18 protein-coding genes are annotated in these 24,145 nt (G+C 60.1%); 10 read left to right on the top strand and 8 right to left on the bottom strand.

From position 1 onward, the window contains the following. Nucleotides 1–329: 329 nt before the first annotated feature. Nucleotides 330–3,302 carry a TonB-dependent receptor domain-containing protein gene (locus tag C0V97_RS04735; protein WP_127101200.1) on the top strand — a complete coding sequence of 991 codons (2,973 nt, stop codon included), beginning with the start codon at nt 330–332 and terminating at the stop codon, nt 3,300–3,302. A gap of 94 nt (nt 3,303–3,396) precedes the next feature. Here the strand turns inward: C0V97_RS04735 and C0V97_RS04730 are convergent, their stop codons facing one another. Both C0V97_RS04730 and C0V97_RS04725 read right to left on the bottom strand, forming a co-directional pair. Beyond that, on the bottom strand, nt 3,397–4,452 hold the full coding sequence (locus C0V97_RS04730) for a glycosyltransferase (protein WP_127101198.1): 1,056 nt from the start codon (nt 4,450–4,452) through the stop codon (nt 3,397–3,399). A 10-nt stretch (nt 4,453–4,462) separates the two neighbouring features. After that, complete coding sequence (locus tag C0V97_RS04725; RefSeq protein WP_127101196.1) at nt 4,463–7,375, bottom strand: ATP-dependent DNA helicase; 2,913 nt, start codon at nt 7,373–7,375, stop codon at nt 4,463–4,465. A gap of 290 nt (nt 7,376–7,665) precedes the next feature. Here C0V97_RS04725 and C0V97_RS04720 point away from each other — a divergent pair, with 290 nt between their 5' ends. From C0V97_RS04720 to C0V97_RS04710, 3 genes are read left to right on the top strand one after another with little or no spacing between them, the layout of a single operon-like run. Next, nucleotides 7,666–9,285: a lysine--tRNA ligase gene (locus C0V97_RS04720; protein ID WP_127101194.1), complete on the top strand. Its 1,620-nt coding sequence runs from the start codon at nt 7,666–7,668 to the stop codon at nt 9,283–9,285. 44 nt (nt 9,286–9,329) lie between these two features. Next, on the top strand, nt 9,330–11,423 hold the full coding sequence (locus tag C0V97_RS04715; protein WP_127101192.1) for a lysylphosphatidylglycerol synthase domain-containing protein: 2,094 nt from the start codon (nt 9,330–9,332) through the stop codon (nt 11,421–11,423). Continuing rightward, nucleotides 11,423–12,145, top strand: a complete 723-nt coding sequence (locus C0V97_RS04710) for a MarC family protein (protein WP_127101190.1) — start codon at nt 11,423–11,425, stop codon at nt 12,143–12,145. The genes C0V97_RS04715 and C0V97_RS04710 overlap by 1 nt, the downstream gene beginning before the upstream one ends. Here the strand turns inward: C0V97_RS04710 and C0V97_RS04705 are convergent. Then, a complete protein-coding gene (locus C0V97_RS04705; RefSeq protein ID WP_127101188.1) occupies nt 12,137–12,805 on the bottom strand; it encodes a uracil-DNA glycosylase family protein in 669 nt (222 codons plus the stop codon). The genes C0V97_RS04710 and C0V97_RS04705 overlap by 9 nt on opposite strands. Next, nucleotides 12,799–13,362: an RNA 2',3'-cyclic phosphodiesterase gene (gene thpR / locus C0V97_RS04700; RefSeq protein WP_127101186.1), complete on the bottom strand. Its 564-nt coding sequence runs from the start codon at nt 13,360–13,362 to the stop codon at nt 12,799–12,801. Before thpR ends, C0V97_RS04705 begins: the two co-directional genes overlap by 7 nt. Before the next feature lie 317 nt (nt 13,363–13,679). Here thpR and C0V97_RS04695 point away from each other — a divergent pair, with 317 nt between their 5' ends. Then, entirely contained in the window at nt 13,680–14,462 is a 783-nt protein-coding gene (locus C0V97_RS04695; RefSeq protein WP_127101184.1) for a Bax inhibitor-1/YccA family protein, read from the top strand. A 458-nt stretch (nt 14,463–14,920) separates the two neighbouring features. Here the strand turns inward: C0V97_RS04695 and C0V97_RS18775 are convergent, their stop codons facing one another. Next, on the bottom strand, nt 14,921–15,055 hold the full coding sequence (locus C0V97_RS18775; protein WP_255424151.1) for a hypothetical protein: 135 nt from the start codon (nt 15,053–15,055) through the stop codon (nt 14,921–14,923). Here C0V97_RS18775 and cyoA point away from each other — a divergent pair. The 4 genes from cyoA to cyoD are packed head-to-tail and all read left to right on the top strand — an operon-like array spanning nt 15,055 to nt 18,934. Beyond that, nucleotides 15,055–15,984 (top strand): ubiquinol oxidase subunit II, encoded by a 930-nt coding sequence (gene cyoA, locus C0V97_RS04690; protein WP_127101182.1) that lies wholly within the window; start codon nt 15,055–15,057, stop codon nt 15,982–15,984. The two genes, C0V97_RS18775 and cyoA, sit on opposite strands and share 1 nt — an antisense overlap. A gap of 6 nt (nt 15,985–15,990) precedes the next feature. After that, entirely contained in the window at nt 15,991–17,979 is a 1,989-nt protein-coding gene (cyoB, locus tag C0V97_RS04685) for a cytochrome o ubiquinol oxidase subunit I (protein ID WP_127101180.1), read from the top strand. A 2-nt stretch (nt 17,980–17,981) separates the two neighbouring features. Continuing rightward, nucleotides 17,982–18,599 carry a cytochrome o ubiquinol oxidase subunit III gene (gene cyoC / locus C0V97_RS04680; protein ID WP_127101178.1) on the top strand — a complete coding sequence of 206 codons (618 nt, stop codon included), beginning with the start codon at nt 17,982–17,984 and terminating at the stop codon, nt 18,597–18,599. After that, entirely contained in the window at nt 18,599–18,934 is a 336-nt protein-coding gene (cyoD, locus tag C0V97_RS04675) for a cytochrome o ubiquinol oxidase subunit IV (protein WP_127101176.1), read from the top strand. Before cyoC ends, cyoD begins: the two co-directional genes overlap by 1 nt. A gap of 232 nt (nt 18,935–19,166) precedes the next feature. Here cyoD and fdxA read toward each other — a convergent pair whose 3' ends face one another. The 3 genes from fdxA to C0V97_RS04660 all read right to left on the bottom strand — a co-directional run bounded on the left by fdxA (nt 19,167) and on the right by C0V97_RS04660 (nt 22,495). Continuing rightward, a complete protein-coding gene (gene fdxA, locus C0V97_RS04670; protein ID WP_025841814.1) occupies nt 19,167–19,499 on the bottom strand; it encodes a ferredoxin FdxA in 333 nt (110 codons plus the stop codon). Between the two features lie 156 nt (nt 19,500–19,655). Further along, nucleotides 19,656–19,952, bottom strand: coding sequence for an RNA-binding S4 domain-containing protein (locus tag C0V97_RS04665; protein WP_127101174.1), 297 nt, complete (start codon nt 19,950–19,952; stop codon nt 19,656–19,658). Beyond that, the gene (locus C0V97_RS04660) at nt 19,949–22,495 is read right to left on the bottom strand and encodes a helicase-related protein (protein ID WP_233581972.1); all 2,547 of its coding nucleotides are present in this window, start codon (nt 22,493–22,495) and stop codon (nt 19,949–19,951) included. The genes C0V97_RS04665 and C0V97_RS04660 overlap by 4 nt, the downstream gene beginning before the upstream one ends. 108 nt (nt 22,496–22,603) lie before the next feature. On the opposite strand from C0V97_RS04660, the gene C0V97_RS04655 reads away from it, so the two are divergent. Beyond that, complete coding sequence (locus C0V97_RS04655; RefSeq protein WP_199751634.1) at nt 22,604–24,046, top strand: M17 family metallopeptidase; 1,443 nt, start codon at nt 22,604–22,606, stop codon at nt 24,044–24,046. The last annotated feature ends 99 nt before the right edge of the window (nt 24,047–24,145 follow it).

The following is a 24,145-nucleotide window of genomic DNA, read 5'->3' as shown; positions in this document are numbered from 1 at the left end:
GACGGCGCGTAAATCCCGCATGGGACGGCGCCTCTTCCCCATAGATGAGAGATATTCAAGGGGTGATCATCTACCCATCTGTCTGCATTCCCCGTCCGGAAAGACGTTATCTCCGGAGACGTTTCTGAGTGATTCTGATTATTTCAAAAGTGTATCTATAATAACCGAAAGTAATATATGAGTTCAATTTACAACTCAGGTAAGTAACTTTGTGATAAAAATACAATGATTCGCTTCTGCGCGCCCAGATCCGCAATAACCCTCTGGACGTAATTTCGTTTGTGAAATCTTTTCGCTTCCAGAACGCCTTACTGGAGGTCAAAAGCATCATGAAGATCATCAGGAACAAGCAAAGACTGCTGCTTGTCTCCACACTCGGCGCCGGACTGGCCCTCGGGCATTTCCACGCTGCGCAAGCCGCTGCCGCATCGTCGTCTTCAATAGGAACGACTCACAAGGCTCATAAGCGTACGGCATCCAAAAGCGCGCAGAACAGCGTCCGCCGCCCGGCCGCGGCATCTATTGCGGCAACTCCGGCGGCTGCGTCGTCTGCCATGCCCGTCACGCGTACGGCTACGGCACAGCGTAATGCCTTCGCGCCGGTCAATGATTCGACCGGCCGCAGCGGGAGCGAGAATATCGTCGTGACCGGTTCGGCGCTCAGCACGTCGAACAACGTCAATGCCAATCCGGTGCAGATCGTCACCGCCAAGCAGATTATGCAGACAGGCGCCACCACGGTGGGCGACTATCTGCAGCGTCTGCCCTCGGTCGGTTCCTCGGGCACCTATAACTCGCAGACCAACGGCACAGGCGGCTCGTCATGCGTCGATCTGCGTAACCTCGGCCAGAACCGCACGCTGGTGCTTATTGATGGCAAGCGCACCACGCTCAACGGCAATAACAGCTGCGTCGACCTGAACACGATCAACGTCTACCAGGTTCAGAGCATTGAAATTCTCAAGGATGGCGGCTCTGAACTCTACGGCGCCGATGCGGTTGCGGGCGTCATCAATATCAAGATGCGCCACGACCTGAACGACGCGAACATCACCGTTCGTGGCGGTATCACCGATGTGGGCGATGGCCAGACGGGCCAGATCTCCGGCTACAAGGGCTGGAATTTCGATCACGGCAAGGGCAATGTGACGCTGTTCGGGTCGTACATGACCAAGAGCGGCATCATGCAGCGCAACCGCGCCTGGTCGCGTAATGTGCAGACCAATGACCCGACCGATGCGTCCGATCTGCTGTTTGGCTCGTCCATCCCGACCACTGGCAAGTACTTCACGGATTCAGGCACTTATGTGCCGAATGCCAGCGGGACAGGCTATCACACCGCGACCTCTGCCGATCGGTATAATTACGGTTCGCAGCAATCCCTGACGAATTCGCTGCAAAACTCCACGCTGTCCTTTGACGCGCATTATGACGTGAACAGCCATTTCACGCCCTATGCCAATTTCCAGTACAGCCACCGTACCTCCAGCACCACTCTGGCGCCGGAGCCGATGACGGGCAGCATCTACCCGTCCAACCTGCCATCCAGCCTCGTGATTCCGGCCGATGCGCCCTACAACACGTTTGGCGAAGATGTGCTGATGTACAAGCGCTATGGCGAATGGGGCAATCGTCGCACCGAGACGGCGACAGACACCTATACTGCCATCGCAGGGGCCAAGGGTGAGATCACCCATGGCTGGATGTACGATCTGTCCTACACCTATGGCTGGAATCAGGTGACCTCGCAGATGTCCGGCGTGGGCAATTATGCGAAGCTTCTGCAGGAATACGGTCTGGAGCAGGTTGACCCGACCGACTCAAGCTCGGCTCTCGTGTACAACCCTTCGGTCTGTCAGACGTCGTCGGGGTGCGTCCTGTCCGATCCGTTCAAGCCGCTTTCTTCGGCTGCCGCGGCTTATTCGAATTATACCAGTCACGATCACTATTATTACCAGCTGCGCGACCTGAATCTGCGTATGCATAATAACCATGTCGCGACCATGCCCTGGAAGGGCGGTGGCGATCTGGGCTTCGCGCTTGGTATGGAACATCGTGGCGAACAGCTGGCCTATCATCCAGATGCCGTCGTGGCCTCTGGCGATACGCTGACCAACTCGGCCTCCTATACTGGCGGCGGATTCAACGTCACGGAAGGCTATCTGGAAGGCAAGGCCACGCTTTTGCGTGATGTGTTCCTCGCGAAGGATCTCACCATCGACGCCCAGGGCCGCTATTCGTCCTACAGCACATTCGGTGGCACCAAGAACTGGAAAGCCTCGATCAATTGGGCACCGATCCGCGATATTCGCTTCCGCGCCACGATCGGCACCTCCTATCGTCAGCCGAATGTCTACGAGCTCTATTCGGGCGGCAGCCTTGGTTATGCGTCGGCAACCGATCCCTGCGCCCAGGCCAGTTCCTATGGCTCGCTTTCTGCCAATGTCGTGGCCAATTGCGCCAAGCAGGGCATCAATACCTCGACCTTTGTGGCCGCAAACTCGGGTCAGGTGCCGACGCTTTACGGTGGTAACGCTTCTCTGAAGCCGGAAACCGGTCGTACCTATACAATTGGTACGGTGATCACCCCGCGCTGGGTGCCGGGTCTCTCGGCTTCGGTGGAGTACTGGCATTACACGATCAAGAACATGGTCTCGTATCTGAGTTCCCAGTACATTCTCGATCAGTGCTACACGGGAGCCAGTACGAATTACTGCAACAACATCACCCGCGTCTCGAGCACAGATCAGCTGAACTCGGTGACGGATTACTACGCCAATATCGGCGGTCTGCGGACGAGCGGCATCGATTTCGATCTCGATTATCGTATCCGCGTGACGCGCAAGGACGTGGTGACCCTGGGCAACAACTTCCAGCAGCTCATCAGCTATCTGCAGCAGAACGAGCCGGGTGGGCAGTGGTACAACTATGCCGGTCGCCTGATGTACCAGTCGGGAACGGGCCAGCCGCGCGTGCGTGACTATGCGACGGTCAACTGGCAGCACGGCAACTGGGGCGTCACCTATATGATGAAATATACGGGTGGCATGGTCTGGAATAACGGATCGCAGGATCTGAGCACGGCCCTTGGCTATGGCCGCTACAAGACCCCCGGCGTGTTCTCGCATGATCTGACGATCGATTATCGCCTGAACAAATGGACGTTCCAGGCGGGCGTAAACAATCTGTTCGACAAGCAGCCGCCTTTCGTGGCCGATGCCTCGACCAACAGCGCCGCCGGTCTTTATGGCGACCTTTATTACGGGCGCTATGTGTTCCTGCAGGCCGGGGTCAATTTCTGATCCCTCCACGCGCCCCGGCATTCATGCCGGGGTGTCACATTTTCCGCTGCCCTGACGGGATAGGCGTAAGACTGCGCGCCGGGTGCGCGTGCGCTCAAAGGCGATAGGTTTCATTGCCTGTCACGAGGGCCGTCTGAGCGGTACGATAATTACTGCCGCTGCGTGCGCGATGGTCTTCCATCACTGAATAGACGAGTCCTTCCGTTTCGGAATCGATCATCCTGTGCGGATGATCGTCGCGCACAGGATAGATGGCTTTGGTAAAGGCATGCGGTCCGGTGACGTTGAAGGTCGTGACCGCGCCGATCCCATGCAGATCGGGGCGATAGATTGCGATCCTTGTCAGAACGAGCTGGATCACCCGGCGCAGATAGGGGTGGAGCGGTCGGGCGATCAGAAACCATTGCTGATACTCGCCGCCCTTCACATGGGCGATGGTGGCACCGAGCCCCCAGTTCCTGTGCACGCCGGACCCTGACATGTTCCATTGCGAGAGGATGAATGTATCGTCTTCGCGCAGGATCGCATCGAGAGGGCGTGCAGTGGTGGATTTCAGATCGAGATACACGCCGCCTAGCTCGTAGATCAGCAAATAGCGGAACAGATCGGCCTTGGCTGCGCCATATTCCGGCCCGATCATCAGATAGAGCTTGAGCACATCCCAGCCATAATGCTCGGTGATGAACTCGAAACGCGCGGCTTCGTCCCAGAGGGTGACTTCCCAGCCGGGATTGATCGCGGCGGTACGCTCGATATTGGCGACAAGCGCTGGATCGAGCGTCGCTCGGTCGTTGCAGATGAAATGCAGTCGGCGCGGTATGGGCGAGAATGCATCCGAGGCGGGGGTGATGGCGGGAAATCGCCTCAGGGCGAGGCAGGAGAGGGTGCTCCAGCTCGGACGGTCCATCGCCTCGTCACGGGTTCCGTCAGGCGCGCAGGACCAGATCCTGCCGGTTGCATCGCGCAGGTGATAGAGTGCGGGCGATGTCTGATACAGGGTCAGCCCGGCTGGCGCATTGATCATGCATTGTCTGACCGGATCGATGCCGAGAAACGGGCGTGACAGGTCATCGAGCACGGTACCCTCGATCCGGTCGCCAGTTGCCACAAGCGCATCGCCGAACAGCGAGATCAGGGCTGTCTCGTTCACAGGGCGTGCCTCATTCGTCTAACTCTATCCTCGGAATAGACCCTGCATGCGGGACGTCGCCGGTGTTGACGCCGGGCAGGAACGCGCCGATCTGTCGAACAGCCTCCGCAAGACTGACCCGTTCGATAGAGACCCCTTCCGGAAAGGCGGAAAGCAACCGCGAGGGCATGCGCCGGTCGAGAATGACAAATACACCCCGGTCATCGCCCTTGCGTATCAGCCGCCCGAAGGCCTGACGCAGCTTCATGCGGGTCAGCCTGTCATCGTAATCGCGCGGGTCATCGGGGGAGAGAGCCTTGCGTCTCTCGCGATGGAGGATGTCGGGCCGTGGCCATGGTGTGCGCTCGAACACGACGAGCCGAAGCGCCTGACCTGGCACATCCACGCCATCTCGCATCGCATCGGTGCCTAGCAGGCAGGAATGGAGCTCGGTACGGAAGATGTCGACCAGGGTCGCATTATCCATCGTATCGACATGCTGGGCATAGAGCGGCAACCCGGCTTCTTCGAGTGGTGCGGCGATACGCTGATGGACGGCGCGTAGGCGCGAGATGGCCGTGAACAGTCCCAGCGCGCCGCCGTGCGATGCCAGAAACAGCAGACGATAGGCGCCGGCCAGCGCATCGAGATCATTCTGCGGTATATCGGTCACGACGAGCGCGCGCGTCTGGCGCGCGTAATCGAACGGGCTGAGCAGGGAGGCCCTGAAGGGTGGCTTGATGAAATGCGGGGTTCCCAGACGAATCTCGGCCGCATGCCAGCTCTGCTCGACCTGTCTCGGATCAGGGCCATCATTCATTCGGGCGGGCGTTTGGTCGCGCAACGTCGCCGAGGTGATGAGCATGCCATGCGCCGGGCCCTGCATGACCGAGGCAAAGGGGATGGTCGGGTCACGCCAGTGGCGATGGAGCCCGATATCCTGCTCACCGGGGCGTCCGGGGATATACTCGGCGCGGATGAGGTCGATATAGGCGCTCTGGGCTTCGTCCTGCGGGTCGAGCACGGTATCGAGCATGGCGATCCAGCCCTCGACCCGCGCGATGGCGCGCCGACGCAGGGAGCGGATCATGGCCTCTATGCGCAGGCGCTGCGCCGCCTCGAGCGCATCGTCGGGCTCACTCAGCAGCGCTTTCAGACGCTCCACAAGTGTGTTGAGCGGTGCCAGCAGGCGGCGCAGTGCCGTGTCGAGTGGGGCAGTGGCCTCTCGCAGCGCCTCGCCAGCAGGATGCAGGCCGCATTCCGAGGAGTCGTTTCCCTGCGCGCCGATGCGGCGTGCCTCAAGCTGAGCCCTTAGGGCCTGAAAGAATTGTTCGGAAGGATTGGTGATCAGTTCCGGCACCGCAGGCTGCGGGGCATCGTCCTGACCGTTCAGGCGGCCCAGCCAGCCGGGGGCAGGAAGCCCGTGGGCTGCACCCAGTATGGCCTCGAGCGGGGCGTCGAGCACCGGCGATCCAGCGACCAGATCCTCCAGCCTGCGACGAAGCCCGCGCGCCCGGGAGCGGCTCCCCTCGGCCCCAAGCAGCCATCGGCGTAATTCCGCCGCTTCAAGCCCGGAAAGCGCGAGGGAGAAGGCGCTATCGGCAGCCTCGGGAAGATGATGCCCTTCGTCGAAGAAATAACGGGTCGGGAGTTGGTCCTCATCTGGCACGTCGTCGCGCCCCAGGCTGGACCAGCTGGCCTGCGACAGGACAAGGGCGTGATTGGCGATCACGAGCCTCGCACCCCGTGCGCGTCGGATGGAATGCTCGACGAAACAGGTCTGGTAGTGCGGGCAGGCTCCGTGGATGCATTCGCCCCGGCGATCGGCCATGCCGAACAGGGTACCGGCGCCGAAGATATCGCCAAACCAGCCAGGCAGATCGCCCCCCATCAGATCCCCGTCTTCGCTCGCCTCGGCCCATCGGGCCAGCATGGCAAGACCGATCAGGGCAGGAAACGAGGGGGCAGGGCGCGAGGCAAGCGTGTTGACCGCATCTTCCATGTTCAGAAGGCAGAGATAATTCTCGCGACCCTTGCGCAGCACGACCGCGTTGCGCCTTTCTGACTCATCGGGATAGAGACGCCTTACCTCCTGCTCGATCTGGCGCTGAAGATGCCGCGTATAGGTCGAGATCCAGACGGGCCCGTCATTCTGCTCCGCCCAAACGCTGGCGGGGGCGATATAACCCAGGGTCTTGCCTGTGCCCGTCCCGGCCTCGGCCAGCACAATTTCAGGAATGCCTGCGCCTTCGCGAGGGGCCAGGGCCTGGGTCACCGCCGAGGCGTAATCGGCCTGGCCGGGGCGTGTTTCCGCCCCGTCACCAAGAATGCGTGTCAGGCGCAGACGGGCTTCGGCAGGGGCGACCGGACGGCTGCCCGGCGGCGGTCTCTGGGCCATTTCCTCCCAGCGCGGGAGACGACGCCAGACGCGCAGCGCCTCATAAGGGTGGCGATGTTGGCCCGGATTGGCCTGCAGGACGGACTCGACAAAGCCCGACCAGACCCAGCCTGCGCGTGACAGGAGGGGTAGCAGAGCGCTGAGCGTTTCCGCTTCGCGGCTGTCCTTCATGGCCTCGAGCGCCTGGCGGAGGCTCTCAAGGATCAGCAGGAGGAAATCGGCCTCGCAAGGGTCGGGAGGCGTCAGGCCGAGCGCCAGCCCCATGCCGCGCGGTGTGGGTACCACTGAGCGCGTCGGGAAAAGGAAGAGAAACAACTCCAGCAAGTCGAACCAGGGCACAACCTGTCCGGGCGGGGTCAGGCCCAGACGGCGAATGGTCGCTGGACCATGGATGAGCAGCGGAGGGGGCAGGGTGGCCAGCACGGCCGCAGACTCGCTTGCATCGAGCGACAGGATCTCGCCATCGGGCGTGAGAATTGAGGCACGCGCGCGCGTCGTGATCAGGGCGGGGGCATCATAGGGCGAAGCGCGGGAGGGCGTGGGCATCGCCCTCATGATAGAGGCAGCGGACCCAGATCGCCAGTACGTGTTCACGCTTCGTCCGCCTGAACGTCTTTTACAGGGACGAAACTGCGGGTGAACGTTATCCTTCTCGCGCATCGGGCGGCCAGGATGCGTATTCAGGTTTCACAAGAGGGAGGAGATCACAGCGTGGCAAGCGATGCGCAATTAATCGATCGATAGGGTTATTATGCGGTATTCGGGGGGTGCGCACGGGGCGCATAACGCCATGTTGCTTGACCCGGAACGGAACTATTTCTAGTTTTCATCCAATCATGTCCGACCTTGTCCAAAACACCGCTCCTGTCCCTCCCGATGCTCTCGCCCTGCCAAAAGCCTGGCCGTTCGAGGAGGCGCGAAAAATCGCGGCGCATGTCGAGGCGCGCGGTGGAGAGGCTCCGGCCCTTCTGGAAACCGGGTACGGGCCCTCAGGCCTGCCTCATATCGGCACGTTCGGCGAAGTGGCACGTACAACCTGGGTGCGTCTTGCCTATGAGCGTCTGACCGGTCGCAAGACGCGTCTTCTCGCGTTTTCCGATGATATGGACGCGCTGCGCAAGGTGCCGACCAATGTGCCCAATCAGGAGATGCTCGCCAAGCATCTTGGTCTACCGCTCAGCCGAATTCCCGATCCTTTTGGTCGCTTCGAGAGTTTCTCGGCCCACAACAATGCCATGCTCTGCGAATTTCTGGACCGTTTCGGGTTTCAGTACGAATTCGCTTCCGCCACGGATTATTACACCTCGGGGCGTTTCGATGCGGCCCTGCGTCGCATGCTTGAAGTGCATGACGAGGTGGTGGCAACCATCGCCCCGACACTCGGCGCCGAGCGCCGCGCGACCTATTCGCCAGTACTGCCCATCCATCCGCGTACCGGTCAGGTCATGCAGGTGCCGGTGACCAAGGTTGATCCTGTTGCCGCGACCGTGCAGTGGCAGGACCCTGAAACGGGCGAGACCTTCGAGACCTCTGTGCTCGGCGGTCATGCCAAGATGCAGTGGAAGGCCGACTGGGCCATGCGCTGGTATGCGCTGGGCGTCGATTATGAAATGTCGGGCAAGGACCTGATCGACAGCGTCAAGCTCTCGAGCAAGATCTGCCGTATTCTGGGCAAGGCGCCCCCGGCTGGGCTCACCTATGAGCTCTTCCTTGACCAGAACGCCCAGAAGATCAGCAAATCCAAGGGTAACGGCCTGTCGATAGAAGAATGGCTGCACTATGCGCCCCCCGAGAGTCTGGCGCAGTACATGTTCAACCAGCCCACACGAGCCAAGCGTCTGTTCTTCGATGTGATCCCGCGTGCGATGGACGAGTATCTGGCCAATCTCGACAAGGCCGTGGTGACCGAGGATGAGTCAGTGCTGCGCGCCAATCCTGCATGGTTTATCCATGGCGGCGCGCTTGATACGCGTCTGTCCAGCCCGGTTTCCTTCACCGCGCTGCTCAATCTGGCCTCGGTGGCCAATGCGGAATCCAGCGACACACTCTGGAAGTTCCTGCGCCGTTATGATCCGAGCCTTTCGCCGGAAACCCACCCTTACGTGGATCGTCTGGTCGGGCACGCCCTGGTCTACTTCAAGGAGTTCGTGCGACCGGCCAAGACATTCCGTGCGCCGACCGATCTTGAACGCGTCGCGCTTCAGGATCTGGCAGATGCCTTGAAAACTGCCGATCCCGGCCTATCTCCCGTCGAGGTTCAGGATATCGTCTTCGAAATCGGCAAAAAGCATCAGATCCAGCCCCTCCGTGCCTGGTTTGGGTGCCTCTATGAGGTTCTGCTTGGCCAGACGGAAGGGCCACGTTTCGGGATCTTCGCTTCCCTGTTCGGCCTGCCGGAAACGGTTTCGCTGATCGAGGCAGCGCTCGCCCGTGACATTTCCGACGCTGCAGAGTGAAAGTGACCGCAACAGAGACGATCAGCTTCCTTGGTTGAGGGTTCATGACCGTTCAGGAACAGACAAAAAGCAGCTGTGAGGAAAGCGAGCCCCGCTCGGCGAGTGGGTGGCGCCGTCTGGCTTGTCGGCTGCCCGCGCTGCTCGGGCTGATTCTTCTCGTTGCGGCCATCTATGTCATCCAGAAGGAGCTCAAATCGCTCTCTCTGGCTGACATCAGGACAGCATTTCAGTCTATTCCGGCCGAGGCGCTCGCTGCCGGTGTGGGATGCACGGTGCTCTCCTACTTCATCTTGTCCTTCTACGACCGGCTGGCCTGCTATCATATCGGCACAAAGCAGTCCTTTCTGAGGACCGCCTTCGCCGCTTTCTGCTCCTATGTGCTCTCGCATAATCTTGGATGCTCGGCCATTTCGGGTGCTGCGGTACGCTTTCGGCTCTATCGCAACTGGGGCGTCTCACCCGTTGGTATCGCCCAGATCATCGCGTTCTGCTCCACGACCTATCTGCTGGGCGCCATGGCGCTTATCGGCGGCGTGTTCCTGTTCGAGCCGGGTCACATACCGCTGGTCGATCATCTTCCCCATATGGTGCTGCAACTGGCCGGTGCGGTAGCCTGGCTGGGTGTGCTCGCCTATCTGGGCGTCTCCCTGCGGTACCGCCAGATGCGCATCTGGCGGTACACACTTGATGTTCCTGGCTTTCGCGTGGCGCTGGCCCAAGTCGTGGTCAGTGCTGCGGACATGGCCATGACGGCCATGATCGCCTACGTGCTGTTGCCTCCCCAGGCGGCGATCGGTTTCCCGGCTTTTCTGGCGATCTATATCGCCTCCTACACGGCAGGCCTCGTGGCCAGCGTGCCAGGCGGTCTGGGGGTGTTCGACGGGGCCATGTTGCTCGCGCTCGGGCCCTATCTGCCGACACCGCAGATCCTCGGCGTCATCCTCACGTTCCGGCTGTTCTATTACATCATCCCGCTTTTCCTCGCGGGCGGCATGTTCGCAGCCCATGAGCTGTTCCTGCGTGGGGATGCCGCCTGGGCGCGCCGTCGCGGTGCTGTGGCGGGGGCTTTGGCCGTACGCCGCCCCAGCCAGGTCGTGCGCGAATCAGAAGCGGATTTTTCGGTCACGGTCGCAACGGGTGTGGTAGCCGGGACCGGCATTCTGCTCGTGTTCTATGCGGTGGCGGTACCAGCGCCCCTGGTCGGCAGCGCCTTTACCCATCTCATGCTTCAGGCAGCTGAATTTCTGCTCTGCCTGACGGGGGTGATGTTGGTGGGTGTGGCGGCAGGGCTGGCGCAGCGCGTTACGGCCGCATGGCGTGCCGCACTGACCCTGCTCGGTCTGGCTATCCCGCTTGTGATTCTGCGTCAGGGTCCGCTCGGCATCCCGCTCTGTCTGATGATGGTGATGTTCCTGATCGCGCCATTTCGGTCCTGCTATTACCGCAAGGCAAAGCTGTTTGCGGAGCCGCTCAGCCCGACTCTTATGGCGCCTGTAACTCTCTGGGTCGTCAGTCTCGCCAGTGTGGGGCTGTTTGCGCTGCGGCACCACCTTGGCCATTCCTGGTGGCGTTCGCTCATCTATGATGCGCATACGTCTGTTGTACGCTGGGCGCTGGGTGTTTCTGCTGTTTTTGGTATTGTTGCGGTTATCCAGATGTTGAGGCGCAGCCATGTTTTGGTACGCCCTTGGAACAGTGAGAGCGAGGTCTTGTATAGAAACCTCGCTCATGCTCTTGAGGAGCTGGGCCCTAGGCGTCCAAGCGGACTTATACTGAACGACAACGGGCGGGCAGGTATTCCGTTTCTTCGAACGGGTCAATTCATTATTGGGGTTGGGGATCCGGCGGGCGCGGAGGCCGAATGCATTGCCGCGATCTGGCGTCTGCGCGATCTTGCCGTGGAGGAAGGGCGCCATCCTGTCTTTATCAAGGTGGGTCAGGCTCTGCTTGGGGTCTATCATGACATCGGCATGACCGTGTGTCCCAATGGCCCGGGGGAGAGTGGGGTGCTCTGCTGTCTTGCCCAGGATCTGCAGGCCGTGCGGGCAGTTCTGGACGGCGAGCATCGGCGCTTGCGTCGCTTGCTGCATTCGCGGAATTTTCTGTCCGTCAAGGCGCGTCACGACAGGGCAGGGTAATGCATCTGCCGCATGTGCTGACGCAGCCTGTCAATTTCAGTGATGTCACCGCAATCTGGCTCATGGCGTATTCGGCGCTGTTTTCCATCGTGAATCCGCTCGGGGCCTCCCTCATCTTCGCTCAGACGACACTGGGCCGGCCACGTCCTCAGGTCGTTAAGCTTGCCCGTACGGTCGGGTTCTATTCCTTTATCATCCTCATGGTTTCGGTCTGGCTGGGTGGCTGGATCCTGAGTTTTTTCCGTATCACCATCGACGCCCTGCGCGTGTCCGGCGGGCTCGTAGTGGCTTCCCGCGCTTGGACGCTGCTCCTTGCACCAGAGGAGAGCGAAGCGCGCAAGGAACGGCAGGTCTTCGATCACGATACGGCCAACCAGGATAATGATCTGGGCGACCGCGCATTTTTTCCACTGGCCATGCCCTTCACTGTCGGACCAGGGAGCATCGCCGTGGCGATCGCTCTCAGCTCGGGGCGTACATTGGGCGCATCTTCAGCAAGCTATATCATCGGCCTGTCGCTTGCAGTCCTTGCCATCGCGCTGACGGTGGTCGTGCTTTACAGCTATGCCGAGCGGATCGTCAGTTCGCTTGGGCGCACCGGGGCGCGCATCGTCAGTCGGCTGGCTGCTCTGATCCTCCTTTGCATCGGCATTCAGATCCTGTTCGCGGGGCTGGAGGGTTTTGTCGTGTCCACGCTGAAGCACGTACGCGCGCTAGGCTGAGCCATTCCGTTCTTGTGCCATTGAGACAGGATGAGTTCCGGAGGGCGGGTTATCGTCCGATAGCGCTTTTTGTATGGCCTCGCGCAAGGCATGGATGACCTCGGCTTGAAACCAGGGCGCGCGCTTTTCCCACACCCCTGTGCGCCATGAGGGGTGTGGGAGTGGGAAGTACCGCGGCAGATAGCGCCTGAATTCCCGGACCCGATCCGTAACGGCGCCGCGACCCAGCGTATAATGCTGGCTGTAGGACCCGACGAGCAGAACCAGGCGCAGTTCGGTCAGACGCGCAAGAACCTGATCGCGCCAGGCCGGCGCACATTCAGCTCTGGGTGGTTTGTCTCCCCCATTGGGGAGGCGTCCCGGATAGCAAAGCCCCATGGGCAGGATCGCGACCTTGTTCGTATCGTAAAACGCTTCCTCATCCAGGCCCATCCAGTCGCGCAATCTGCGACCGGATGGGTCGTAGAAGGATTTGCCGCTCTCATGAGCGATGGTCCCGGGTGCCTGGCTCGCGATCAGGATCCGCGAATGCGGCGATACGTGGATAAGCGGCTTGGGGCCAAGGGGAAGATGGGGCGTACAAAGGCGGCATTGCCGGACACGACCGACCAGATCTGCAAGAGTTTCGCCAGCGCCCCCGGGGGCGTGAGCGTTCACCATGCCTCGTTCCGCGGCAGAGCATGGGCACCGAGCGGATAGTCGGCGCAAGCTTCGTAATGTGGCTCGTCCGCTGTGCGATGAGAGCGGAAGAGAGTGAAATGTTCCACACTCAGGGCTTTTCCGCGCATCAGATTATTTTGCTGCATCCAGCGTATGATATCCGCGCCCGGCTCATCCGGGCCTATCCCAAGGGCGATATGCGGAACGAAACGCCTCTTTTCCACACCAACTCCGCAGCGACGCAGGACGCTCTCAACGCGCGACTGAAGGGTGGTCAGGCTGGGGGAGGGGGCGACACCGGCCCAAAGTCTCGTGCGCGCCGTTTGCGGGGTCAATCCCACACCGCAAGGGGTCAGGTCGAACGGCTCGGCCGTGATTCCTGCCAGAGCGTGGTCGATCTCTTCCATCATGGGACGTGCGCGTATGTCGCCGATGAAGCGCAGCGTGAGATGGTAGCTCTCCGGGGGATACCAAGTCACACCTGCAAGCGGGCGACGAAGAGAGGAAAGAAGGCGCTTATGTTCGCTTGCAAGATCGAGAGCGATGAAGAGGCGCATGGAGAGATCCTGCTGCAAAGGGGGGAAGGCCCAAACGGCATGCGTGATGGGCAGGCTTTGGCGTGGCGCTATCTTACCGAGGTTTGCCAGTGGCGAGCGCACCCGAGCCTGGCGCTTCGGGCGCGCAATTCGATGGCGCGTGGTGAGGGTTTTGCATTATCATCACAAACCTTAACGCGCGGCTTCGCTCCGGTTTCAGAACGGGTCGCCTCTGTATCTTAGCATGTCGGATGACCTGCCTCACTTGACCGCTATGTTAAAAACGCCACATTGAAACGATAAAAGGCCGGTCCGGCCATATTTCAGGAAAGGGTGTCATGGCTTTCGTTCCAAATCCTCGTTCTAGCAGCCCGTCGCAGAAAGCAGGGGCTGCCAGCTTCGATACGGTCGATGCCGGTCTGCGCGCCTACATGCTCAGCGTGTATAACTGGATGACGGCCGGTCTGGTTGTCACCGGCGTTGTGGCCTTTGCTGTGGCCGAGACTTCGCTGCGCGATCTGTTTTTCCATCATGTGCTGACCCCGGCAGGGATGCAGATACGCCCGACAGGGCTCGGGATGCTGACCATCTTCGCGCCGCTTGCGTTCGTTATGGTCATGTCGTTTGGTGTCAATCGCCTTTCGCGCCAGGCGGCGCAGGGTTTGTTCTGGGCGTTCTGCGCCGTCATGGGGGCAAGCCTTTCGAACATCCTGCTGGTCTATACGCACACCTCGGTGGCGAGCACGTTCTTCGTCACTGCAGCGACTTTCGCCGCTATGTCGCTCTGGGGGTACACCACGAAGCGCGACCTCAGCTCCCTGGGCTCGTTCCTGTTCATGGGTCTGATCGGGCTCGTGATTGCGTTGGTGGTGAATATCTTCCTCCAAAGCGCGATGATGGCGTTCGTTGTCAGTGTGGTCGGTGTCGCGCTGTTCACCGTGCTGACGGCATTCGATACTCAGCGTATACGGGCTACGTACCAATACTACCTGGCCTATGTCGGCCCTGAGGAAATGGGCAAGCGCAGTGTTTATGATGCGCTCTCCCTTTATCTGAACTTCATCAACCTCTTCACCTTTCTGCTCCAGTTCATGGGCGTTCGTAATAACAATAACGGATAATTAGTATCCAGCTTGTCTGTATACTTGGCGGGGCGCATCTCAGATGCGCCCCGTTTTTGTTTATCCGTACTATTTCGGTCTAATTAACTTGTCATTTCTATCTGAACTGAATCTAAAAAATCCGCAATGAATTGAGGCGAAAACGTGCCTCTCTGCGTTAACCTCCTGAAAAACAACGCTTTAGCCTGTGTTCAAATTGTGAACAGACACCGGAAAAGTAAGGATCAGTGCTTGCTTTGCTGGCCAATCGGGCGGAAACAACAGAACAGTGCTGGGCGCCGATGCCCGGTGTGCAGGCATGCGGGATTTCCGATCGGAAATACTCCATGCTGAAGTAAGGCGAGGCAAGGATGACGCATACCAACGCTGAGGGTCGATGTGCCATCAGCATACGTAACGTTATATCTTCATTCGACAAATGCCGGATGCAGGTATCACGTTGCGCAACCGATGCGTCGTCAACTGGAATAGGAGAGATGGATGACATCCCCTGAAGGTGTTGTCGCCATGTTCGACCAAGCCGTGGTCGGGTTGAGCGGCAGCGTAGCGCAGCCAAAGAGCTTGACGGTCGGTTCAACGAGCGGGGCAGACAATGAACAATAGACTTTTGCCGAAGTTGCGGCGGCTCCTGCCGCTAGCGCCGGCACTTCTTCTCTCTGGCTGTACGCTCGATCTGCTCGATCCGCGTGGGCCGGTGGGAATTCAGAACCGAAACGTTATCCTGATCGAACTGGGCGTGATGCTGTGCATCGTGATTCCGGTGATCCTGATGACGCTTTTCTTTGCCTGGAAGTATCGCGAGGGTAATCAGTCGGCCGAGTATCTGCCGAACTGGGATCATTCCACGAAGATTGAGTTCTTCGTCTGGGGTGTTCCGGCGGTCGTGATCGTCATTCTGGGTGCGATTGCGATCTGGACGAGCTATACACTCGACCCGTATCGCCCCCTTCACTCGGCTGAGGCGGCAGGGCGCAAGCCCCTGAATGTCGAGGTTGTGGCGCTCGACTGGAAATGGCTGTTCATCTACCCGGATCAGGGTATCGCAACGGTTAACCAGCTTGCGGTTCCGGTGAACACACCGATCAACTTCCGCATCACGTCTGACTCCGTCATGACGTCATTCTTCATCCCCCGTCTGGGCACGCAGGTCTATGCAATGGCCGGCATGCAGACCCAGCTTCATCTTCTGGCCAGCGCGCCGGGCGATTATCTGGGTGAAGCAGCGCATTACACGGGTCGCGGCTTTTCGGACATGAAGTTCCGTACGCTGGCAATGACTGATGATGACTTCAACCAGTGGGTCGACAAGGTGAAGGGCGCGTCTGACTCGCTCGACTCAGCCGACTACCCGCAGGTTGCTGCTCCCCAGGAAGCGGCGCCGGTCAAGTATTTCGCGCATGTTCAGCCTAACCTCTTCGACACGATCGTGGCCAAGTACAATAACGGTACGGTCATCGACAAGTCGACAGGTCAGGTGATGCACATGCAGTCCGCCATGTCCGACATGCAGATGAAGGAATAGGGACACATGCTAGGTAAGTTAACCCTTTCAGCGATACCGTTGGATGTGCCTATTCTTGTTGGCACATTCACCGGTGTCGTTATTGCCGCTCTCGCCGTTCTGGGTGCCATCACCTATTTCGGCAAATGGGGCTATCTGTGGCGTGAATGGCTGACCTCGGTCGACCATAAGCGTCTGGGCATCATGTATATTGTGCTTGCCCTCGTCATGCTGTTCCGCGGCTTCGCCGACGCCATCATGATGCGCAGCCAGCTCGCTCTGGCCTATAATGGCAACCCGGGCTATCTGCCCCCGCACCATTACGACCAGATCTTCTCCGCCCATGGCACGATCATGATCTTCTTCATGGCCATGGCGTTCATGACGGGTCTGCTCAACGTCATCGTGCCGCTGCAGATCGGCGCACGTGACGTGGCCTTTCCGTTCCTGAACTCGCTGAGCTTCTGGATGACCACGATCAGCGCGGTTCTGATCAACGTCTCGCTGTTCATTGGTGAATTCGCTCAGTGCGGCTGGCTGGTTTACCCGCCTCTGTCCGAGCAGCAGTTCAGCCCCGGTGTCGGTGTGGACTATTACATCTGGGCGGTGCAGCTCGCAGGTGTCGGTACCTTGCTCACTGGCGTGAACTTCTTCGTCACCATCGTGAAGATGCGCGCTCCGGGCATGGGCTGGATGCAGCTCCCCGTTTTCACCTGGACGGCTTTCGTCACGGTCGTTCTGATCATGGCGGTCTTCCCGGTTCTGACGGTTACTCTCGCGGAGCTCGCGCTCGACCGTTATCTGGGTATGCACTTCTTCACCAATGATGGCGGCGGCAGCGTTCAGCTGTATCTTTCGCTCATCTGGACGTGGGGTCACCCGGAAGTTTACATTCTGGTTCTGCCGGCCTTCGGTGTGTTCTCGGAAATCACCCAGACATTCTCGCGCAAGCCCCTCTTCGGCTATCGCGTGATGGTTTACGCCACGCTTGCGATCGGCGTTCTGTCCTTCATCGTCTGGGCTCACCACTTCTTCACCATGGGCGCAGGCCCGAACGTCAACGCCTTCTTCGGCGTCGCCACGATGATCATCGCCGTCCCGACGGGCGTGAAGATCTTCAACTGGCTGTTCACCATGTACAAGGGTCGTATTCAGTTCAACGGCATCATGTACTGGGTCATCGGCTTCATGGTCACCTTCTCCATCGGTGGCATGACGGGCGTCATGATGGCGATGCCGGCAGCCGACTTCGTGCTGCATAACTCGCTGTTCCTTGTTGCCCACTTCCACAACGTGATCATTGGTGGCGTTTACTTCGGTTACGTTGCCGGTCTGAACTTCTGGTGGCCGAAGGTTCTCGGCTTCAAGATGAACGAGGCCTGGGGCAAGCGCGCCTTCTGGCTCTGGTTCGTTGGCTTCTATCTTGCATTCGTGCCGCTCTATATCGCGGGCTTCGAAGGCATGACGCGCCGTATGAACCATTACGACAATGCCGACTGGCATGTTCAGATGCTGATCGCAGGCTTCGGCGCTGCCGTCATCGCTCTGGGTGTCGTCTGCCAGCTGATGCAGATCTACGTGTCGATCCGCGACCGCAACCTGCCGGAAAGCCGTGATTTCACGGGCGATCCGTGGAATGCGCGTACGCTGGAATGGTCGATGTCCTCGCCTCCGCCGGCTTATAACTTCGCCGTCCTTCCTGACATTCACGGTATCGATACGTTCCATACCGAGAAGCAGATGGGCCGTCGCAGCTATGAAGGTAAGGTGCTCGCACCGATCCATATGCCGAAGAACACGGCTGCCGGTTTCTTCGTCGGTGCCTTCAGCTTCGTGCTTGGCTTCGCGGCGATCTGGTACATCTGGTGGCTCGCAGCGCTCGCCCTTATCGGCGTGTTCGCAACGGTCATCCTGCGCAGCTTCAACAATGATGTGGACTACTATGTCCCGGTCAGCGAAATCGAACGCGACCAGGAAAACTATGTCCGCTCGCTGACAGCACAGGCGGCAGAATAACAATGGCAAATATCTCAGCAACGCCGCACGGCACCGCACACGGCATCGACGACCACGAACACCACCACACGAATAACGTGTTTGGTTTCTGGGTCTATCTGATGACGGACTGCCTCCTTTTCGGAACGCTGTTCGCCACCTTCGCTGTCATGCGCACCCAGTTCGCCGGTGGCCCGACGGGCAAGGAGCTGTTTGATCTGAACGGGGTGGGGCTGGAAACGGCCCTCCTCCTGCTCAGCTCGATCACCTTCGGTTTCGGCATGCTTTCGGCCTATGCCCGCAAGCAGGGCGCCATGCTCGCATGGCTCGCCGTCACCTTCCTGCTCGGCCTGGGCTTCCTCGTCCTCGAGGTCAATGAATTCGCTCACCTCATCCATGAAGGTGCCGGTCCGGATCGCTCAGCGTTCCTTTCCGCCTTCTTCACGCTGGTGGCGACACACGGGCTTCACGTTACCTGTGGTCTGGTCTGGATCGCCGTTCTGATGGTCCAGAGCTTCAGCTCGCAGGTGTTCAGCACACGCTACATGGACAAACTCCAGTGCCTGAGCCTCTTCTGGCACTTCCTGGACATCGTCTGGATCTGCGTGTTCACCTTCGTTTATCTGTTGAGTGTGATCTGATGAGCCAAGCATCGACCCATCAACACGAAGGCGAGTCTCACGGCAGCTTCGCCTCGTACATCATCGGCTTCGTGATTGCGGCCATCCTGACGGTAGCGGCGTTCGCTATCGTCGAGATGCACCTTATGTCCCCCGGCATGACCTTTGGGGTCATCGCTGCGCTGGCAGTGGTTCAGATCTTCGTGCATCTGATCTACTTCCTGCATATGAACAGCAGTTCGAGCCAGTCCTGGAACAACACGGCATTTGCCTTCGCGGTCATCTGCGTGCTCATCATCGTCGGTGGAACAATCTTCATCATTCACGATGTCAGCATGAACATGATGTCGCGCTGACATTTTCCCGTCTGCAGGCGCCCCCCTTAACGGGCCGGGGCCTGCAGCGAAAATGCCGCGTCATGAAAAAAGGCCCCGAGGATGTCCTCGGGGCCTTTTTCCTTATCTCAAGCGTCTCAGTCACAGAGACCGTCACCGGATGATCCGGTGAAAACACCGCCTTGGGCCGGGCTCCTGCCAGGGCGTTCGGGGCCAATGTCGGCCCAGAACGCGTCGGGCGTCCTCTGCCAGATCAGTCCTTGTGCGGCTCCGGGGACAGCATCGCGTCCTTGCCCGGTTTGTCTTTCCATTCATCAGCATCGGGCATCGAGTCGATCTTGCGCGTGATGTTGGGCCAGACAGCCGCGTATTTGCTGTTGACCTCGAGCCACGGCGTCGCTCGGTCGTCGCTATCGGGGAAGATCGCCTCGGCAGGGCATTCCGGCTCACAAACGCCGCAATCGATGCACTCATCGGGATTGATCACGAGGAAGTTCTCACCCGCATAGAAGCAATCGACGGGACAGACCTCGACGCAATCCGTATATTTGCAGCGTATGCAGTTTTCGGTGACCACATAGGCCATTGGTGTCTCCGATCTTAGGCTGGGGCCACTCGGCCCGAGATGATCCCGACTGGGGTAAGTCACCCCAAGGGGATTATGCAAAAAGGAATGCCGCAGATAGGCGGAACTTCCTGCTTCTGGCAAGCATATGTTTACTTCGTATGAGGCAAAGCACGGTCAGGCGGCGCTGTTCTCACTGATGACTTCATAGAGCAGGGCAGCCTGGGTGGCTGACCCGCGGCGCTCGGCCAGATCCAGTACACGCCAGATCCTAATCTCGGGCCAGGGATGTCCGGGCAAACCCAATACATCGCCAATCCGGACGCGGGCATGGGGTTTGTTTGTCACCTGTCGGTTGATCCGCACTGCCCCCTTGGTGATCAGGGCGGCGCAGTCGCTGCGCTGGCGGCAGACACGCGCATGCCACAGCCAGAGGTCTAGGCGCTGGCAATCCTTGTCGTTGTCGGCCGTCAACGCTGTTTCCTCCCTAGATCAAGTGCGGACAGGGCCGCGAAGGGACTGTCCGGCGATGGACGGTTGGCATGCGCTGCGTGCGACACTTTTCGGTGCGGGGCAGCATGATGACGGTTTTTGACTGGCCCGAGCAGCAGGGCCGGCGCTTCGGGACCAAACTGATCCGGCGCGAGTGTCAGGGGCGCGCGCACACGGATAGTGAGCGCCTTGAGGGTTTCCATCAGGGTTTTGGGCGGCAGACCGTAGCGGGCGGCCAGGCCCTCCGGCAAGGGGCAGGGGCCATGGCGTGTCGCCCGATGAAGCTCACCGAGAAGCTTCTCGACACGGTCTAAACGCAGCCACACCCGGCAGGCATGTACCCAGCCCAGTGTTGCCAGGGGCGCAATGGCGGGGGCGTCGAACGTGACCTGGCGGGCATCGAAGGAGGGGAGCGCATGACCATGCCACAGGCTGAGCAGGATCGCCCTGAGCGTCATGGGTGCGGGCTTGAGCAATGCGGGCATAAAGACACCGTAAGGGGTGAACAGAATGCCGAGCCGGCGAAAATGGGCGATGGCCTGTCCCCCATGGCTCGCTGGCTCCAGAGGAAGGAGAGGCGCGACACCGCCATATTCCATGAGACGATGGGTAAGCCCCCGCAGGGCCGGGTTGGGCTGACGTAGGGCCGCCAGGGCATAGAGCGGCGCGAGGGAAGCACGCAGATGGGCCCTGACAAAATCCTGCAGGCGCTCCTGAACGAGGTCGCGCTGCTTCGTATCCGCAAATTCCCCCCCGAGAATCTGGATGGCGGGTGAGAGGAGCGCCGTGCCGCGCACCAGTCGGGCGATCACGACATTCTCCCACGAAAGCCGACCCGTTGCGGGATCGAGCGAGAAAGCCTCGTCCGACGCGGTAACGAGGGCCTGAACGCGTCGTGGGATCTCGTGCAGCAATGCGCGGCGACCTGCGCGCATCATGAGTTTCTTCTCCGGCAGGGCCTCCTCGCGGTCGGGCATGAGCGTGAAACCCTCGATCCGCCCCACTGCGTGTCCTTCCACGATCACCTGGCCTTCGCGCGTGACGGCCGAAAGCAGATCCCGGGCCCCCTCGCTATCGAGGCGGCGCAAGAGCGAGGTGGCCCGTCTGTCGACAAAGCGCGCGGTCAGCCGCTCATGCAGGGCATCGGAAAGCAGGTCCTCGACTTCCCGCGTCCGATCCTGCCAGTGCTGCGCGCGATCGCTCCATTCGCTCCTTGCGGCCACATAGGCGCAGATCCGAATCCCTGTCAGTCGATGCATGAGCGTGTCGATATCGCCCTCAAGCCGGGAAAAACCGGCTATATGAGAGTCGAACCACGACGCGGGAATGCCGCCATCCTGGAGCAGGTGAAGGAACAGGCGGTGGCAAAGCCGGACATGCGAGTCATCGCCCAGCTTGCGGAAATCCGGGATCTGGCAGACCTCCCAGAGGAGCTGTGTCGCCTTGCGCCCACGCGCCGCGTCGCGGATGTCGCCCTCGCCGGCGAGGCTCTCCAGCGTGAGTACGTCGGAAGCTGGTCTCCCGGCCACGAGTCCACGTCGCGGGGGGGGCGCGTTCAGGCTGTCGAGCAGGGCATAAGGTGTAGCGAAGTCCAGGTCTGCATTACGCCAGCTCACGCGCTCGATCGGGTCGAAACGATGGGCCTCGATGGCATCCACAAGCGCCTCTGACATAGGACGCGCTTCGCCAGTGGTACCGAACGTGCCGTCCTTCATGCCACGCCCGGCGCGCCCGGCGATCTGGGCACATTCCTGCGCCGTCAGGGGGCGCAGGGAGGCCCCGTCAAATTTGGTCAGCGAGGCGAGAGCCACATGGTTCACATCCATGTTGAGCCCCATGCCGATTGCATCGGTGGCGACCAGGTAATCGACATCCTTGTTCTGGTAGAGCTCGACCTGCGCGTTCCGCGTTCGTGGAGAGAGCTGTCCCATGATCAGGGCACAGCCGCCCCGCCTTCGCCGTATGATCTCGGCGATCGCGTAGACCTCAGCCGCCGAGAACGCCACGATGGCCGAGCGGGCGGGAAGCCGCGAAAGCTTGGTGTGGCCTGTGTGGATGAGGCTCGACAGGCGGGGGCGCGTATCGATTTCAATTCCCGGGACCAGCCGCTGCAGAAGGGGACGTATGGTTTCCGCCCCGAGGAACAGGGTTTCGACATTGCCACGCGCATTCAGAAGCCTGTCCGTGAACACATGGCCACGATCGGGATCGCTGCTGAGCTGGATCTCGTCCACGGCCACGAATTCGACCTTGCGGGTCAGGGGCATTGCCTCAGTCGTGCAGGAGAGCCATTTCGCGTCGGGAGGAACGATCTTTTCCTCCCCTGTGATCAGCGCAACATGGCGTACCCCTTTGAGCCTGACCATGCGCTCGTAGTTTTCGCGCGCCAGCAGGCGCAGCGGGAAGCCGATGATTCCCGAGTCATGGGCCAGAAGGCGCTCGAGCGCATAATGGGTCTTGCCGGTATTGGTAGGGCCGAGCACGGCGCGAACCCTGCGTGGCATGACATGGTGCTGCGACTTCATGACATGATGCTTGTGCATGATGGTTGGAATTGCAAGACGAGGCCGTGACTGTCACAGCTCGAGAAGGCCCGTCCGGCCGAGATGGATCTGTACGAAAGGGTGAATGAAATGCGCAATCCGGAACAACTCTGTCTGGTGCAGCACGCCTCTATGGCGGAACAGGAAACGCCCAGAGCAGTTCATATCGTCCCCGAGGGGCAGGACATCAATGCCCTGCTCGGCGCGCAATCCGAAGCGCTTCTTGAAATGGTCGGCCCCGTAGAGGCCGGACGGCTCTATCTGGTGCCAGGTTCCTCCGGCATCGCCCATGGGATTTTCGTTTTCGATCCCACCCGCAGAGATGCCGCCTGTTTCGGAGCGCTCGCAACCGGGCTTCCGAAAGGCACATGGATGCCCATGGTCGACGCGACAACAACGCAAAATTGTCCGGATATCCTCTCTGATGTGGTGCTGGGATTCTGCATGGGGGCCTACCGTTATGCTGTGGGTCGCACGCTCAGCTTCGACACGAAGCTCGTTCTGCCTGGAGCGGGGGTGCATTTGAGCCCCTGTGTACTTCCAACTGCGCAGGGTTTCTGGCTCGGACGGGATCTGATCAATCAGCCAGCCAATCTGCTGGGCCCAAAGGAGCTCGCCGAGAGCGCTGCCGAGACGCTCAGGGCGCACGGAGCGACATGTACGCTCCTGTCCGGAGAGGCACTCGAATACGCTTATCCGTGCCTCGCTGCTGTGGGGGCGGGTTCGGATCGTCCCGCCCATGTCGTTCTGGCGCAGTGGCGTGGAAGCTGTGCCGGGGAGTCCGCCCCTTTACTCTCCCTCGTTGGGAAGGGGGTCTGTTTCGATACGGGCGGGTATGACATCAAGCCCGCAAGCGGCATGCTACGCATGAAAAAGGATATGGGTGGAGCCGCACTGATGCTCGCACTGGCCCATGTCATCATGGCCATGGACCTGCCCATTCGAGTGGAGATACGGCTTGGGTGCGTCGAGAACAGCATCTCGGGCCATGCCATGCGTCCCGGCGATATTCTGGAAACACGCGCCGGGCTTAGCGTCGAGGTCGGCAATACCGATGCCGAAGGACGGCTTGTTCTCGCTGACCTGCTCACCGAAGCCTGCGAGTCGAAGCCGGACTGGCTGCTTGATGCGGCGACTCTGACAGGCGCCGCCCGTGTCGCCTTGGGTCCGGATTTGCCTGCCTTGTTCTCGAACAACGCCGAATGGGCTCAAATCCTCTTGAGCGCTGCCGAGGCAGAGGGAGACGCCATGTGGCAATTGCCACTCTGGCATGGCTACAACGCATGGCTCCGCCGCAAAAATGCCCATCTTGGCAATGTGACCGATAAGCCGATGGCGGGGGCGATTACGGCAGCGCTCTTCCTGCAGCACTTCGTCGAACCCACTGTAAAATGGGCACATATCGACACTTACGCCTGGAATGACAGTGCGGCGCCAGGCCGTCCGGAGGGTGGCGAAACGCTCGCACTTCGCGCCCTCGTGGCCGCTACATTACGTATGATTAATGAAAACGCAGGGTTTGCGCAGGCTTAGTCACTGAGTTTCAACAAAAAGATACTAAACCGATTACCAAAACGAACCTATATGACTGCGTATCGTTTGGCGGATGTTGTAGGAATGCAACGCTCATCG

Origin of the sequence: Asaia sp. W19, assembly GCF_003994335.1 — a bacterium.
Lineage (GTDB): Bacteria > Pseudomonadota > Alphaproteobacteria > Acetobacterales > Acetobacteraceae > Asaia.
The sequence above is the reverse complement of the archived record's forward strand: the minus strand, read 5'-3'. Positions and strand labels throughout refer to the sequence as shown.